The organism is Streptomyces sp. NPDC037301 (genome assembly GCF_055602785.1).
Genome location: NZ_JBVJWD010000051.1, coordinates 35,649 through 49,286, shown reverse-complemented (window position 1 = coordinate 49,286; position 13,638 = coordinate 35,649). Strand labels below are relative to the sequence as shown.

Genomic DNA, 13,638 nt, shown 5'->3' with positions numbered 1-13,638 from the left:
CCACAAGGAACAGGGCAGCATGATCCGCCGCTACATCATCTGGCGCAACCGCCATGCCGACCACCGGCGCCTACGCGCCGTCGTGGACAGGGCAAGCGTTGCCTGATGCGGCACTAGCCTGTGCAGGAACCGCGTCAGCGCGACGAACCCCGGCGCAGTCCAGTCCAATCCGTTCGCGACGCAGTACGACAGGTACAGAGCGACCCGGCCCGCGTACACCCGCTCCGTGTTCGGCGAGCAGTCCCGGGCCCGCAGCGACGCCAAGTACGCCGACGCCTCCTGGTGGAGCTCGTAGGAGTCGGAGACGACCACCCATGCCACTGACTCGTCGTCGGGGGACACGGCACGTTCGGCCTTGAACACCCGCATGCCGATGAACGTAACAGATGTGACAATCACCTATCAGATACCTTTCAGTGACGTAGAGTTGGGCAAGCGCTTCGCACGTGCCTCACGCCCTACAACACCTATAGATAACCGTCTCGCAGTGTGCCCGGGTGTTGGGCGCGTACTTCTTGCCGACGGTGGGCTTGCCCGTGACCGGGTTCGGCGTTCCCGGTGCCGGTCTGCCGGTCCGGGACGGCTGGGACAACTCGGCGGGGTCCTTGCCGCGGTGGCGCCAGTGGACGCGTACCGGCCTGTCCGTCAGCTTCATCCACAGCATGAAGTCCTGAGTGTCCTCACGTGTCGCGCGGTCCCACTCGATCCCGAAGAATCACAGGTAGCGCCACCATCGCAGCAGGTCCATGCCGTACGAGCGTGGCGTCAACGGTGAACTGTCCGCTGCCACCAGGTCCTTGAGGTACACCGTGGCCGGCTCGACCGGCATCCCGAACGGGTCCATCAACTGGCAGGGTTCCCAAGGGGCATCGGTCTCCAGTAACTGACCGATCTCGGGCAAAACGAAACTCTTGAGGTCCCTTCCGGGACGCTGTTCGTCGGGCATGGCGGGGAAGCTAGCAGAAACCTCAACTGACCTGCGAATACGCATGAGTTAGTTCGGTCAACACACATTGCTCGCGTTTCCGGCGCCAGTAGAGAAGGTCGGCACCGGACATGACGAACTTGTCGCGCCCTTCGCAGTTCAGCCCCCAGGGGCAGGCGTCGCCGCGAACGACCGGCTGGAAGGTGCAGAGCCCGCCCTCTGCGGGGGTGCTGCGACGGGACAGATCCACCGCCATCGCGCGGGCGGCCTCGCGGCTCATGCCACCCTGGCTGGGCGAGGCGAGGAGCTTGCCCGGGTGCGCGGAGCCCGGGCCAGCGACCCAGACGTGATGCAGGACATCCTCGATTTCGGAGGATGCGACCCGTGCATAGTGCTCGGCCATGTGGTGCAGGCCCGCGCCGTGCGGCAGCAGAATGATGGCCGGCGTGTGACGGGCCTGGTGGGCAGCACATCGCCCAAGGTCAAGCTCGTTGATCCACTGCTGGAACCGGTCACGGAAGGTGGTGTAGGCGATCGAGTCCCGGCCGTGCGGGTTGCGGTCGCGCGTGGGGAACAACGCCATCTGCTTCTTCTCGGCCGGCGTGGGCGGGCGGCCGTGGCGGTCCTCGAAGCGTGCGATGGCCGTCAGCTGACGCTCCTTGATGCGGAGGTAGAGCCGTTCGGGGATCCGGATCGCCTCGCCGTAGTTGCCGACTTTCGTCTGGTCGTGCCAGAGGAGGGGCAGCCCGCCGTGGCGGCTGACGCATTCGAGCCGCAGGTTCAGCACTTCCGTGCAGCGTCGGCCGGTGAACACGAGGGCTTCCCAGGCATCGCGGATGCCGAGGTCGCCGGGGTCGTATCGGTCCGCCAACTGCTGTAAGTTCCCCTCGTCGGACAGGGTTTGGGCGACCTCGTCGGGGAACGGGTTGCGTCTGGGCTTCTTCCCGTAGGGCAGCACGGTGATGAACGCCTGCGGCAGGCCGATCCGCTCGGCCTCGCGGCTATCCAGCGCGTTCCTCAAGATCGCGCGGGCGTGGTTGAAGGTGAACCGGCCGGTGTGACCCGTGATGACGGACGGCTTGCCGTTCGCCAGCCGGATGGCCAGGGACGGCAGGCCCTCCCGGACGCGCTTGTTGTGGTCGGCGACGAACCGGCGCATGTGCTCCTCGGTGAGGAGCGTCGGATCGTGTCCGCCGCCCGGCGCCACCGCTTCGAGGAAGGCGCTGAGTTCGGTGCAGGCGCGCCGGTCGTGGAAGAGCAGGCCCCCTCTGCGCGCTGGACCCTGGGGCGATCGGAGCCGGTCGGCGAGGTGACCCCAGAGAAGGTCACGCAGCCACTGCTGTGACACCTGCGTGAGATCGAAGTCGCTGCGGGAGCGGTGGGATCCGCAGTTCGGTGGAGATTTCGCGCAGGACGCCGGGGAAGCGGGTGGGGACATGCTCGCCAGCCGACGCGAGATCGAACAGCGATGCAACGCGGTGGTCCTGGAGGAAGCGGACGACGGCGCGGAGTTCTCTCGCGTGCCAGTCGTAGCGGGATGCCTGCTGCGTGTGGGCGAACAATCCCCACTGGAACTCGGCCCTGGTCAGAGGCAGTAGTCCCCGGACGTCGAGTGTGCCCGCCTCAGGGTCGGGCCGCCGGACCTCGGCCGGCCCAGCCTCGTTGAGGAAGTCGCGACGCGCGACACCTTCACGCCGCGCGCAGCCACTCCCTCTCATGGGGACTGCAGATGTCTCTGCGTGACGTTTGGGCGTTTCCGCAGCTGGCGACCTTGCAGACCCAGCCATGGACGGGGTGGTCCGAGGGGATTTTGATCACGGAGCCGCGGTGGAGCGGATCGACCGACGGGCCGCCGAGCAGAGCGGTCAGCACTTCCAGCCTGTCGCGAGTGCGACGGGCGCGGACCGGGTCGGCCAGCAGCCGGAGCGGTGACGTCGAGCCCATCGTCACTCACCCCATGCCTTCAGCAGCGCGGCGTTGAAGACGGGATCGTTGACGTCCACGTGGGCGTAGATCTCGTCGATCACTTGGGTGGAGGCCCAGCCGTCGGCATCCCGGGTCACCACAAGGTTGCCGTCCGAGGCGTCAAGGACTGCATTCGCGAAGGAATGACGGAACGCATGGGGGCGGACCTTGCCCAGGCCCGCCCGGGCCGCGGCCCGGCCGATCATCTTGCGGGCGCCTTCCGGAGCCCAGGGCAGGCCCCGGTCCTGGCCGTGCTGCTGGATCAGCAGTATCCCGTGGGAGGCGCCCCGGGGGTACTCGCCCGTGAGGTAGTCGAAGTAGGCGTGGACCATTGCCGGGCTGACCCGCTTGATGAGGCCGCCCCGGATGGTGACGTCCTCCAGCTCCCAGGGCCGCTTCGTCTTCGCCCGGGCGCCGTTGGGCAGTCCCTCGCGGTGACAGACGTGGACGTGCGGAGTACGGCACTCGCCGCAGCCCGCCCCTTCGCGCAGGTGGAGATCGCACAGATGCAGACCACACAGCTCTCCGATGCGGACGCCGCCGTCGCTCAGCCACTCGACAACCAGCCGGTCGCGGGCCGAGCTCACCACCGGCAGCAGCAGCCCGCGGGCGCCGTCCGGCAGCATCTTCGGATGCCGGCGACGGATCCTTGGCGGCGCCAGCGGATTCGCCGCCTTGTCCTTCATGATGTGCCCCAGCAGGGCGCGGTCCCGGTCCTGTTTGGTCGGCATCCGCCGCTTGTCGAGCGCCTCGGCCAGCGCGCTGGTGATGCCCAGCTCGGCCTGGCGCAGGTAGAAGTCCTTCAGGCACGAGGCCGCCGAGGACAGCGAGCTGTTGCCGTAGGGGCGCCTGCCCACCCGCCACGGCGACCTCAGCGGCGCGGCGACCTTTGCCCCGACCGCGCCCATGTACCGCTCAAGGTCCCGGAAGCCGACGCTCTCCGGGACCAGGCCCTCATGCTCCAGCCACCGCAGATGGTCGACGAGCAGATACGCGTACGGCCGCTCCGACCCCGTGCCCGCGTACTGGGACAGGAACCGCTCGGCCCCCGCATGTACGCCACCGGCCGGCTGGACGATCGTGTACGACCGCCGTCCGTCCCGGTGGATGATCTCCTGCACCCTGAGCTGACCGATTGACAGTCTGCGTGCCACGTTGCCTCCGTGCCGACCTGCCTGGACATGGCGAACACCACGACGCCGGTCGGCAAACGAGCACGGGATGTCCGTGGTCACAGGCACCACGGACGCTCCGAACAGTTACAGCACAGGCTGGAAAGCGTGCGAGACGGATCGGTGCTGGCGGCGACGGCCTGGATGGTGCCCAGGGCGCGGGCGACGTCGAGCAGCCGGTACGCGTGCGCGCGGCTGATGCCGAACTCCGCGTCGCAGTACGCCTCCCAGCTGCTTTCTCTGTCGAGTTCAGCGTGTTGGGGGGCTTTGCATTCCGTACTGGCGGGTGCTCGGGCAGCGGCGAGGTGCGGCCTGAGCACCCTGGGACGTGCGGGTCAGCCGCCCTGACCGGCGCTCCCCATCGGGCCGACCTTCACCACGGAGCCGGCACCATCCGTGACGGGCAGCGTGTCGGCGCCCGGCCAGTCGAGGGTGACCGACTTCGTCTCGTCCGGCGGGGTCACCACCAGCCCTGTGATGCGGACGCCGGAGCCGCCCGACGTGTTGATCGGGTAATTGATGCCGAAGTACACCGACTTCCCGTCCTTGAGGGTCATCGGGGTGGCCTTCTCACCGGTGCGCTTCGCGGACAGCGACCCCGAGCTGGTCTTCAGGTCGACGCCCGCGTACCCGGAGAGCACGCAGTCCCGGCCGCCGCCGTTCTTCAGCTCCACCGCGACGGTCCCATCGGGGTCGCCGTCGATGGTGCTGTCGGTCGCCGTGATCTCCAGCTCGTCGGTGCGGCACTTGCCGACCTTGCCGTTCTCGTTGGAGCCGGTCCCGGCGGTCGTGCCCTGCCCGCCGGTTCCCTTTCCGGCGGAGTCCTTCCCGCCGTCCTGATCCGAACCGTCCGAGCCCGAACCGCCGCTCGTGGAAGACGCGGTGGACGCGGACGACGGGTCGCTCTGTCCCATGTCCTCGTCGCCGTTCTGGCAGGCCGTGAGCGAGAGACTCGCGACAACCAGGGCTGCGAAGGTGAGCTTCTGCACGCGCATTGTTTCTTCCTCAGTGTCGGTGGGGGGTGTCGGCCGCTCGGCACGGTCGGTACGAGCGAGCGTTTCTGATAGCCAAGAGCCGCCCGGCCCGGCGAGGCGTTCCGCCCAACCACCCGCCAATACACCCCTGTTACACGCACAACCAGGCACAACGCGCACCACCACCGGGCACACCCCGCCCGCACCGCCCCCTGCCGCACCCGCTCCCTGCCGCCGTCCGGCAAGGGAAACAGGGGCCGGACACGGCGCGCCGTGCCGCGCCGGGGCACGCCGCCGGCCGGCCGGGACGGCGGTTCCCGCCGCCGTTCCGCACCCGTCAACGCCCGCAGTCCACTGGGACAGACCTGTAACTCGGCGAATCTTGACCACAACCGGTGGCATGCCCGCCAGCCGAAGCACCAACCCGGCACGCATCCCCCTGTTCAATCTGCTTCAACACGTCGATCCAACAGAGAACGAGGTGTAGCCCAGGGGTGCCCAGACACGGGCGGTGTGCGCGTCCCGGACCCGGGCGGCAAGCACCGCCACGGAGCGCCGGACGTCGTCCATCGCCTCGCGCAGCCCTGCCGTCACCTCCCGGGCCTGCACGGTCGTCAGCGTCGGCCGCGCCGGTTCGGCGACGTCGTCCTGGTCCTGGTCGTGCTCGCCCATGACTCCATCGTCCTCCGCACCGGCGGGCCGGACCAGGGCGGCGGCGATGGGTATGGACACCGCGGCGTGGCGCGACCAGTTCGGACAGATCCCGCCGAAGGAGGCTTTGGTGCACAGCTTCGTGTTGTGGCTGCTCGCCGATCTCTTCGACTCCCTGGCCGAACGGCCCGACGCCATCGACCGGCTGATGCGGGATACCTTTGACTCCGTGGTCGCCGAACGCAGTTGATGTGCGGGCGGTGCCCGGTCACAGCACCGTGTACCGCCTGGGTCGTGCACATGCTGCGCTGCGGGCAGCAGCCACAGGCCCGGAGTGGCGGCGCGGCTTCTTCGGTGATGGGAATCGGGGCGAACGACGGGGTAGAGCCTGGCCGTATCACACGGCTCCTCACAGCCTCACACCTTCACAATCCACCCCATCACCTGGGGAAATGGGCTGTGAGGCTCACCATCTCCGCGTCGTCGGGAAGGTCCAGGTGCTGCTTACGCGGTGCGGGGAGCAGCGGGCGCGGGCCGCCGGGCAGCAGCCCGTGGCGCTGGAGGACCTGGGCGCGCTTGCGGCACCGGGCGGTACAGAACGTGCGGGGCCGGCGGGTGGCGTCGGGCAGGGGCTGGACGCAGACCGGGCAGCACCCGGGACCGGCGACCGGCGCCAGGCGCTCCAACAGTTGCCGGACGCGCTCGGTCTCCTCCTGGGTGGCGAAGTACGGGGCGTCGGCCTGGTCGTGGCAGCCGGTGAGCAGTTCGGCGAACACGCCGCGCAGCTCGGTGGGGTCGCGGCGGCTGGCACCGAGCAGGGCGAGGAAGTCTTCGACGGGCCAGGAGGCGAGGACCCCGGAGCGGGTCAGGTAGAGGCCGACGGTGTCGATCCGGTACTGGTCGGCGGCATCGAGCAGGAGGTAGCCGGTCAGCTGCCAGGCGGTGCGCTGGGACATCTCCTTCAGCGGGTGGCGGGTGCTCTTGAAGTCGAGCAACAGGCCGTCGACGGAGAGATCGGCGTCGGCCGTGATGCGGGCGCCGGTGAACGTCGGGCCACCGTGGCAGCCCTCGGGCCGGGTGTGGGCGCGCAGGGCCCCAGGGGCCCGTGGGCGGCCTTGTGGAGTTGGGCAACGACGTCGGCCACCATGTCGCGGTGCGGGAGCTCCAGCGGCCGCGTGAAGGTGAAGGCGCCCGGGTCCTCGAGGGCGACCTTGGCGAGCGGGGTGAAAGCGAAGCCGATGGATGTGCGGGCGAGGACCTGGTACCAGGCCGCGGTGATGAGCATGCGGGCCAGGTTCTCCTCCTCATCCTGGGCGCGGTCGCGATGGGCAGGGCCCGGTTGTCGAGGTCCAGGTGCCGCACCGTCTCGGTCAGGCGTACCGCGAGCTCGTTGCCGACCGCGCGCATCCGCAGGCCCTCGCCGCGGCCGCGGTGAAGGCCAGGCGCAGCCGCTGGTCGATCGACGTGCCGACGGTGCCGGCACAGTGTTCCCAGCGTCGACTTGGCCGGGTGTGCGCATCGAGCACGCCCGCCTCGGCTTCATTCTGAAACCATCAGTAAGACGTCAAGGTGGACGAGCACAGCCCTGTCGCCGATAGTCGGATGCGGGGCTGGTGAGCGTGACCGTATTCTCACGCGGGTGGCCAGCTTTGAGGCTCATCGTCGACGCGTGCACGACACGAGCCAACCCGTTCGTGCTCGTCATGCCGCGTTCCGGACGTGTGTCGTCGCTTTCGCCCCTTATGGCTTTCGCGCCACGTATCACCACCTATGTCGTAGCGCACGAATTCCTGCTGATCTGGAGAAGGACCCGGCCTCGCTGGTCCGCGCGGCGGTGGAGCTTCACGCGGCCCGCCAGCATTGGCTGGCGCGCGAGGCCGCGTTCGTGGCTCGCCGTCGGCAAGAGAAGGACACTGGACTTCGCCATCCCAGGAGCGATGGCAGCTGGTGGGACCAGGGACGCGGTTCGCAAGGGAGCCTGGCCTACTGTCCCAATCCGGAATTCCACCCCACCGAACCGCTCCCGGAAGTAGTGGAACGCATACTCCGTTCCGTCATCCCGCCCACAGCAGCGTCCTCGTTGTGCCGTGCCTGCGGCACAGACGAGGGGACGACTCGTTGGAGGTCCGGGCACTTCCTGCACCGGCTATGCGCACGATGCGGGGTGAGTCTCAGCGCGCACCCGACCTCCGCCGACCGGAAAGTTCTTCTAGCTCGAACCGAGCGTTGGAATGAGATTTGGAGGCGCACAGCCTGAGCAAGATCACTACGTCGCCGCCACCCCTGTCCGGGAGTAACAGGGAACGCTGTGGCCTCATCGAACTGGCAGCGGTGCAATAGGCAGTGGTGGAGCTGACCAAGCATGCGGTTGAACAGGTGCCGCAGAGCCTGGGCATGCCAGTCTCCGTTCTCGCGACGCCGCCGGTAATGGGCATTGGCGCCCTTCGAATGAGTAAGGGTGGCGAAGGCCTAAAGGCCAATGCCGCGTAGTTAGCCTGATGACGGGTCTGTCAAGCGGATCCGTGGGATTCGGGCAAGTGTTGATCACGAGGACGGGACCCCTGGTGGAGCGAGGAAGCCGACCAAGGTCTTCCTGCCCAAAGAGGTCCCGTTGTCCGACCAGTCTGCCACCACTCAGCTCACCCGCACGGCCATCGTTGCCGAGGGCCTCTATGCCCCCGGGCACCTCGGGGAGTTGACCCAGCAGGTCCCCTTCGAGCTTGTCGACGACGTCCTGGAGCGGACCGGGACCACGCAGACGAGGCTGCGGATGCTGCCCTCACGGGTCGGCATCTACTTCGTGCTGGCCATGGCTCTGTTCCCGCGCCTTGGGTACATGCGGGTATGGGACAAACTCACGGCCGGACTGCAGCAGGTATGCCCATGCAGACCGTCGGAGAAGGCCCTGCGGGACATACGCCGCCGACTGGGGCCGGCCCCACTGGAGCTGCTCTTCACCATTCTGGCCGGCCCGGTGGCCCGGCCAGAGACTCCCGGGGTGCGTTACCGACGCTGGCGGACGGTCGCCTTCGACGGCTGCAGTTCCGCCAAGGCCCCGACCGGCCCCGCGTCTGCGGCTGGCTCGGCAGGTTCAAGCACCGTTACGGTCAGGAGGGCTACCCCATGCTGAAACTCGTGGCCCTTTGCGAGCCGAGATTGAGTGAATTTCCTGAAGGAGGTTCGGCAGTTGATCTCGACAGCGTAGTTCCGGGCCAGTGGGTCACGTCCGGTGGCGTGGTGTATCGACGGCCACTCGGTGATCCACTGCGAAAGCTAGGCGGTGAGGGCTGCCGGCTCGGTTGTCTCGGCGGGGTTTCCTTCGATCGGGTGAAGGCGGCAGCGGCCGAGGATCTCGGGTCCCATGTAGCGGCGCTGTTCAGCCCATTCGTCGCTCTGCTCGGCCAGGACGGCGCCGATCAGGCGGACGATGGCCCTACTGCGAGGCCACTCCAGCAAGGCCGCAGGGGCAAACCCGCATATGTCGGCCTCGCGCCTGCGCCGCCGTAATCACTCCGAACCGTCAAGCTCAGGAGCGCCCGCATCGATGAAGGCCGCATTAGATGCCAGGGCGCAGGCGGTGTCGGCGAAGTACTGCTCGTCGGCACCGTGGGCGAGGCCGAGCATGACGCCCTGGCTGAGGCCGACGAACAGTGCCCTGAGCGCGGTAGCCAGACGTTGCGCCTGATGCGACGTCACGACGTTCCCGTTGTGTGATCTGCCGGTGAACAACGCGATCAGGTGGCTCTCCTGTGTCCGGACGGATGCGGCAAGCTGGGAACCTAGCTCGGGGTCGTGAAGGGCCATGTCCAACAGGGTGAACTGCAGCGACAAGCCAGACAGCGCGTCAGCGGCGTCACAGTTGCGCCGGTAGTACCGGGCAAAGGCGTCGACCGCTTCAAGAAGATCCATTTCAGCGGGAATCGCCTGCTCGATCTCTTCGTAGTGCGGCCGCAGGTAGTGGGTGACCAGGGCGACCACCAGGCCGTTCTTGCTGCCGAACAGCGAGTAGATAGCGCCGGTGGTCAGGTCGGCCCGCTCGGCGATCTCCTCAAGCCTGGCGCGGTACCCGTCTCGGGAGACGACCTGGAACGCAGCATCCAGCAAGGCGCGGCGGTTACGTTCCTTGGTCTCGGCTCTCGTCATTCTCATAGTTCCGTTATTGTAGTAATCGAATTACGGAACAGGAAGTTGGACAGGCATCAGGGAGGAACGCTCATGACGCAGACTCAGGCTGTGACATCGCCAGCGACACGCCAGTTAGTGGGGGTCATCGCCGACGGCGCCTTCAAGGTGCTGCTCGGTGCCGCCTTCATCATTGGCGCTGCCCGACTCGGTGATCTGCTCGGTGTGCCCTCCTGGCTGATGGTCGTCTCCGGCGTTGCCCTACTGATCGGCGGCGGGATCGAGATCAGGTATGTGCGCAGCCGCCCGATGCTCACATACACGCGGCTTATGGTTGCCTACGACAGCGGCTGGGTGCTGGCCACGCTTACCGGCCTGCTGATGGCACGGCGGGGCAGCAGCGCCGGGGGCGAGGTGTGGATCGGATATCAGACGGCAGTTCCCATTGCGTTCGCCGCACTGCTGGTAGCTGCCACCTCCGTGCAGCCGACTTCGGACACCCGCGCAAAGAACTGCGCACCCTGACATTGGACTTCTGCTTCCTGGCTGCCCGTCAGGATGATGTCGCAGTAAATGCCGGATCTACTGCGGCGGGCCTCTACCGTGATCACCGCGACCTGCGGCGGGGCAAAGCCGACAAGACACCGGCACCCGAGCACACGCCGGACCAGGAAGCCGATAAGGGATCAGACGACGACCAGGCCGCATCGCCGGCCGTCACGCCGACACCGTCCCGCACAGCAGAACCGGCCCCAGCACCGAGCACCACCACGACACCCTCCGCCCCGGACACCGCCCACGATCAAACGCCCGCCGCGCAGCAGAACGCCGACGGCGACCAGACCCTCGCCGCCGGGGCGGCAGCTACCTGATCATCGGCCAGTACACGGACGCCGGGGACACCCTGATCAACCCGCACCAGATCATCCACCGGCAGCTTGACGTCGTCGGCTCCTGAGCCTTCACCGGCGCCCATCTCGTCGAATACGTCCGCCTGCTGCCAGCCCTCACCGCCCGCTTCGACCTGGCGAGCCTGGTCACGCCGTTCCCGCTGGAGCGGCACGCCGACGCGCTCACCGCGGTCGCCGACGGGTCGGCGATGAAGGCGGTGCTCACGTCCTGACATCGCCTCCCGATACTCACCTCCCGACGCACCGGTCCTCGCGGTGCGCCGATGACGGTGAAGGTGACGGCCTGACAGCAGCCCACCGGCGCGGTCGGGCCGTCACCGCTGCCTGCGCGCCCGCCCGCACGAAGGGCACCGGCTCATCCGACGAGCATCCTCAGGGCCTCCTCCGTCGCCCGGTCGTCGGGAAGGTAGGCCAGCAGATGATGGCCCGGCTCGTCGACAGCGGCGAGCTTGACGTACCGCAGCCGCAGATCACCGGCCACCGGGTGCCGGAAATGGCGTACTGAGGGATGGAACGCCGAGGTCTCCCGGCGGCCGTACCAGCGCGCCGCGTCCGGGTCGGCAAGGAGCTCCTCGGTGATCTCGGCGTGCCGGCCGTCCTCCGGATGCCGGGCCACCTTCGCCCGGAACTGGCCGAGCAGACTCCGCGCCTCCGGCTCCCAACTGGCCAGCAGCGTACGGGCCGGCGGCCAGCGGAACACCAGCCACAGCAAATTGCGCTGCTTGGGCGCCAGCCGCGCCGGGTCGGTGAGCAGCGCCGTGTACCCCGAGTTCCAGGCCAGCAGGTCCCAGTGCGGGTCGAGCACCACGGCCGGGTTCGGCGCCAGCGACTCCACCAACGACAGCAGATTCCGCGACACCCACCCCGGCGGCTGCTCGGACGGCGCAGCGTGCTCCACGAACGACATCACATGCGCGGTCTCGTCCGGGTCGAGGCGCAACGCCCGCGCCACCGACCGCAGCACCTGCTCCGACGTACGAACCCGGCCCTGCTCCAGCCACGCGTACCAGGAACTGCTGATCCCGGCCAGCTCCGCGACCTCCCCGCGCCGCAGCCCCGGGGTACGGCGCCGTGGTGAGCCGGGCAACCCCACATCAGCGGGCGCCAGCCGCTCGCGGCGAGAGCGCAGAAACGCGCCCAGTTCGCGGCCCGGACCGTTGAGTCCGCCGCCGTTCATACCCCGTCCCCCTTGTGACACCCATCCGCCCCGGGGCTTGGCACCATGCCCACAGGGTGTGAGCAAGGGTAATCGGCTACGGGGCCACCGTGATCGCCCGCGGTGGTGAGCTGGAGCTGCCGGTCCGAAAGCACCGGCAGGCACGACACAAGGAGCCCCATGGACACCACCGACTCGGCCCGCACCACCCCCGCACCCCCTCCGGCCAACGCCACCGCGGGCCCGACCGCCCCGCCGCTGTCCGCCGCCTCGCTGCGCCTGTTGCGCGCCGCCGGTTTCGTCAGCAACTTCGACCGCTTCTGCATCACCCCGATGCTGCTGCTCATCGGCACCCAGCTCGGCGTCTTGCTGCCCACGGTGATGCTCGCCGCCAGCGGCTACTTCCTCGCCTACGGCCTGATGCAGCCGGTATGGGGTCTGGTGAGCGACCGTCTCGGCCGGGTGCGGGTGATGCGGATCTCGCTGACCGGGGCCGCCGTCGCCGCACTCTGCTCGGTGATCGCACCCGACGCGACCGTGCTGATCGTGGCGCGCGCCGCGGCCGGCGCGTTCTTCGCCGCGTCCATCGCCGCATCCATCACGTACATCGGTGACACCGTGCCCGCTCCGGTCCGTCAGCGCCCGCTCAGCGAGCTGATGACCGCGTTCGCACTGGGCACCGCTGTGGCCACCATCGTTGCCGGAGCGCTGGCGCACTACGTCAGTTGGCGCCTGGTCTTCGCCCTGCCCGGCTTGATCGCCGCTTACCTGGCCGTCGCCCTGCGCCGGCTGCCGGAGCCGCCGCGCGCGGCGCCCGGTGCGCTGCTGGCCCCGTTCAAGGTCGTCCTGCGCTCCCGCTGGCAGTGGTACGTCATGGCCGTCGCGATGCTCGAAGGCGCCGTCCTGCTGGGCTTCCTGACGTACATCGCACCGGCCCTAGAGGCCCAGGGCGCCTCGGCGACGCTGGCCGGTGCGGTGTCCGCGCTGTACGGCGTGGGCTCGATGGCCGCAGCGCAGACGGTCAAGCGGCTGGTCGGGCGCTGGACACCGGTACGGCTGATCGTGGTCGGCGGGGTGCAGATGGCGGTGGCGTTCGGCCTCGCCGCGGCCAGCCGGTCGGTGCCCGCGCTGGTGGCGTGCACGCTGCTGCTCGGCGGCGGCTGGTCGTTCATGCACTCCACGATCCAGTCCTGGGCCACCGGCCTCTCCCCGGCGGCCCGCGCCACCGGCGTCGCAATGTTCGGCCTGGCTCTCTACGTCGGCAGCGCCCTGGCCAGCGCTTTCGCCGCCGGGCCCGCCGAACACCACGCGTACCAGGGAATGTTCCTGACGGCTGCGGTCCTCACCGTCCCGCTGACGGTCACCGCCGCTGTGGGCCGCGCCCGCTACCGGAGCTGCTGACGCTGGAGGGGTGGTTAGTTGGTGTGTTGGATGGCGTATGGGCTGGGGTGTTGATGGTTTATCGAGAAGTGGGTGGTGGGGGCTGGTGAGGGGGCGTGTGTGGGTTGGCCTGGGGGGTGTTTCAGTCTTGTTGAGATGGTTCTGGGTTGTTGTATGTAGCGTCTGGATCTAAAGGACCGGGTGCGTTTTGGCTGGTCAGGGGTGTTTTTTTCCTGGTCGGGGTGGGCTGAGGTGGTGCTCGCGCTTGCCGGACGTCCCGGCCGGGCCGTCGTGGAGGAGGAACCGGTGGAGAGCTTCAAAGCGGGGGAGACGGTCGTACGGCGCGACGTGTACCGCTCCGGGCGGGTGTGGAGCGAGCAGG

At 68.5% G+C, this 13,638-nt stretch carries 16 protein-coding genes and 3 pseudogenes; 6 read left to right on the top strand and 13 right to left on the bottom strand.

The features are described from left to right. Positions 1–106, top strand: a pseudogene (locus ACZ7IB_RS40935) (transposase); the annotation flags it as partial. Between the two features lie 430 nt (positions 107–536). Then, positions 537–674 (top strand): hypothetical protein, encoded by a 138-nt coding sequence (locus ACZ7IB_RS40930; RefSeq protein ID WP_470919784.1) that lies wholly within the window; start codon positions 537–539, stop codon positions 672–674. A gap of 41 nt (positions 675–715) precedes the next feature. On the opposite strand, the gene ACZ7IB_RS40925 is transcribed toward ACZ7IB_RS40930, so the two are convergent. The 6 genes from ACZ7IB_RS40925 to ACZ7IB_RS40900 form a co-directional block, all read right to left on the bottom strand. Then, complete coding sequence (locus ACZ7IB_RS40925) at positions 716–946, bottom strand: hypothetical protein (protein WP_470919782.1); 231 nt, start codon at positions 944–946, stop codon at positions 716–718. Between the two features lie 22 nt (positions 947–968). Beyond that, a complete protein-coding gene (locus tag ACZ7IB_RS40920) occupies positions 969–2,273 on the bottom strand; it encodes a hypothetical protein (protein WP_470919781.1) in 1,305 nt (434 codons plus the stop codon). Continuing rightward, entirely contained in the window at positions 2,251–2,643 is a 393-nt protein-coding gene (locus ACZ7IB_RS40915; RefSeq protein ID WP_470919780.1) for a hypothetical protein, read from the bottom strand. The genes ACZ7IB_RS40920 and ACZ7IB_RS40915 overlap by 23 nt, the downstream gene beginning before the upstream one ends. A gap of 228 nt (positions 2,644–2,871) precedes the next feature. After that, positions 2,872–4,044, bottom strand: coding sequence for a tyrosine-type recombinase/integrase (locus tag ACZ7IB_RS40910; protein WP_470919779.1), 1,173 nt, complete (start codon positions 4,042–4,044; stop codon positions 2,872–2,874). Positions 4,045–4,397: 353 nt separating this feature from the next. Continuing rightward, a complete protein-coding gene (locus ACZ7IB_RS40905; protein ID WP_470919777.1) occupies positions 4,398–5,057 on the bottom strand; it encodes a DUF4232 domain-containing protein in 660 nt (219 codons plus the stop codon). Between the two features lie 432 nt (positions 5,058–5,489). Next, positions 5,490–5,768: a hypothetical protein gene (locus ACZ7IB_RS40900; protein WP_470919776.1), complete on the bottom strand. Its 279-nt coding sequence runs from the start codon at positions 5,766–5,768 to the stop codon at positions 5,490–5,492. On the opposite strand from ACZ7IB_RS40900, the gene ACZ7IB_RS40895 reads away from it, so the two are divergent. After that, positions 5,755–5,937 (top strand): hypothetical protein, encoded by a 183-nt coding sequence (locus ACZ7IB_RS40895; RefSeq protein WP_470919774.1) that lies wholly within the window; start codon positions 5,755–5,757, stop codon positions 5,935–5,937. The two genes, ACZ7IB_RS40900 and ACZ7IB_RS40895, sit on opposite strands and share 14 nt — an antisense overlap. 190 nt (positions 5,938–6,127) lie before the next feature. Here ACZ7IB_RS40895 and ACZ7IB_RS40890 read toward each other — a convergent pair whose 3' ends face one another. The 3 genes and pseudogenes from ACZ7IB_RS40890 to ACZ7IB_RS40880 form a co-directional block, all read right to left on the bottom strand. Continuing rightward, positions 6,128–6,643: a hypothetical protein gene (locus tag ACZ7IB_RS40890; RefSeq protein ID WP_470919773.1), complete on the bottom strand. Its 516-nt coding sequence runs from the start codon at positions 6,641–6,643 to the stop codon at positions 6,128–6,130. 5 nt (positions 6,644–6,648) lie between these two features. Beyond that, positions 6,649–6,972, bottom strand: a complete 324-nt coding sequence (locus ACZ7IB_RS40885; protein WP_470919771.1) for a hypothetical protein — start codon at positions 6,970–6,972, stop codon at positions 6,649–6,651. 1,016 nt (positions 6,973–7,988) lie between these two features. Then, a pseudogene (locus ACZ7IB_RS40880) lies at positions 7,989–8,156 on the bottom strand (IS110 family transposase); the annotation flags it as partial. A gap of 142 nt (positions 8,157–8,298) precedes the next feature. Between ACZ7IB_RS40880 and ACZ7IB_RS40875 the strand changes: the two are divergent. Continuing rightward, positions 8,299–8,837, top strand: a pseudogene (locus ACZ7IB_RS40875) (transposase domain-containing protein); the annotation flags it as partial. 123 nt (positions 8,838–8,960) lie between these two features. Here the strand turns inward: ACZ7IB_RS40875 and ACZ7IB_RS40870 are convergent. Beyond that, positions 8,961–9,143, bottom strand: a complete 183-nt coding sequence (locus tag ACZ7IB_RS40870) for a hypothetical protein (RefSeq protein WP_470919786.1) — start codon at positions 9,141–9,143, stop codon at positions 8,961–8,963. Positions 9,144–9,194: 51 nt separating this feature from the next. After that, positions 9,195–9,830: a TetR/AcrR family transcriptional regulator gene (locus ACZ7IB_RS40865; RefSeq protein WP_470919770.1), complete on the bottom strand. Its 636-nt coding sequence runs from the start codon at positions 9,828–9,830 to the stop codon at positions 9,195–9,197. A 72-nt stretch (positions 9,831–9,902) separates the two neighbouring features. Between ACZ7IB_RS40865 and ACZ7IB_RS40860 the strand changes: the two genes are divergently transcribed. After that, the gene (locus tag ACZ7IB_RS40860) at positions 9,903–10,334 is read left to right on the top strand and encodes a hypothetical protein (RefSeq protein ID WP_470919768.1); all 432 of its coding nucleotides are present in this window, start codon (positions 9,903–9,905) and stop codon (positions 10,332–10,334) included. A gap of 277 nt (positions 10,335–10,611) precedes the next feature. Here the strand turns inward: ACZ7IB_RS40860 and ACZ7IB_RS40855 are convergent, their stop codons facing one another. Both ACZ7IB_RS40855 and ACZ7IB_RS40850 read right to left on the bottom strand, forming a co-directional pair. Continuing rightward, positions 10,612–10,935 carry a hypothetical protein gene (locus ACZ7IB_RS40855; RefSeq protein ID WP_470919767.1) on the bottom strand — a complete coding sequence of 108 codons (324 nt, stop codon included), beginning with the start codon at positions 10,933–10,935 and terminating at the stop codon, positions 10,612–10,614. Positions 10,936–11,075: 140 nt separating this feature from the next. Further along, positions 11,076–11,897 carry a helix-turn-helix transcriptional regulator gene (locus tag ACZ7IB_RS40850; RefSeq protein WP_470919765.1) on the bottom strand — a complete coding sequence of 274 codons (822 nt, stop codon included), beginning with the start codon at positions 11,895–11,897 and terminating at the stop codon, positions 11,076–11,078. Positions 11,898–12,056: 159 nt separating this feature from the next. On the opposite strand from ACZ7IB_RS40850, the gene ACZ7IB_RS40845 reads away from it, so the two are divergent. Further along, positions 12,057–13,277 carry an MFS transporter gene (locus ACZ7IB_RS40845; protein WP_470919764.1) on the top strand — a complete coding sequence of 407 codons (1,221 nt, stop codon included), beginning with the start codon at positions 12,057–12,059 and terminating at the stop codon, positions 13,275–13,277. Positions 13,278–13,638: the final 361 nt, after the last annotated feature.

What these genes read in the sequence shown, in the direction of transcription:
- ACZ7IB_RS40855 (WP_470919767.1), bottom strand. Translation starts at nt 10,935, where the DNA reads ATGTCAGGACGTGAGCACCGCCTTCATCGCCGACCCGTCGGCGACCGC.
- ACZ7IB_RS40860 (WP_470919768.1), top strand. Translation starts at nt 9,903, where the DNA reads ATGACGCAGACTCAGGCTGTGACATCGCCAGCGACACGCCAGTTAGTG.
- ACZ7IB_RS40850 (WP_470919765.1), bottom strand. Translation starts at nt 11,897, where the DNA reads ATGAACGGCGGCGGACTCAACGGTCCGGGCCGCGAACTGGGCGCGTTT.
- ACZ7IB_RS40915 (WP_470919780.1), bottom strand. Translation starts at nt 2,643, where the DNA reads ATGAGAGGGAGTGGCTGCGCGCGGCGTGAAGGTGTCGCGCGTCGCGAC.
- ACZ7IB_RS40845 (WP_470919764.1), top strand. Translation starts at nt 12,057, where the DNA reads ATGGACACCACCGACTCGGCCCGCACCACCCCCGCACCCCCTCCGGCC.
- ACZ7IB_RS40885 (WP_470919771.1), bottom strand. Translation starts at nt 6,972, where the DNA reads ATGCTCATCACCGCGGCCTGGTACCAGGTCCTCGCCCGCACATCCATC.
- ACZ7IB_RS40890 (WP_470919773.1), bottom strand. Translation starts at nt 6,643, where the DNA reads ATGTCCCAGCGCACCGCCTGGCAGCTGACCGGCTACCTCCTGCTCGAT.
- ACZ7IB_RS40865 (WP_470919770.1), bottom strand. Translation starts at nt 9,830, where the DNA reads ATGACGAGAGCCGAGACCAAGGAACGTAACCGCCGCGCCTTGCTGGAT.
- ACZ7IB_RS40895 (WP_470919774.1), top strand. Translation starts at nt 5,755, where the DNA reads ATGGGTATGGACACCGCGGCGTGGCGCGACCAGTTCGGACAGATCCCG.
- ACZ7IB_RS40925 (WP_470919782.1), bottom strand. Translation starts at nt 946, where the DNA reads ATGCCCGACGAACAGCGTCCCGGAAGGGACCTCAAGAGTTTCGTTTTG.
- ACZ7IB_RS40905 (WP_470919777.1), bottom strand. Translation starts at nt 5,057, where the DNA reads ATGCGCGTGCAGAAGCTCACCTTCGCAGCCCTGGTTGTCGCGAGTCTC.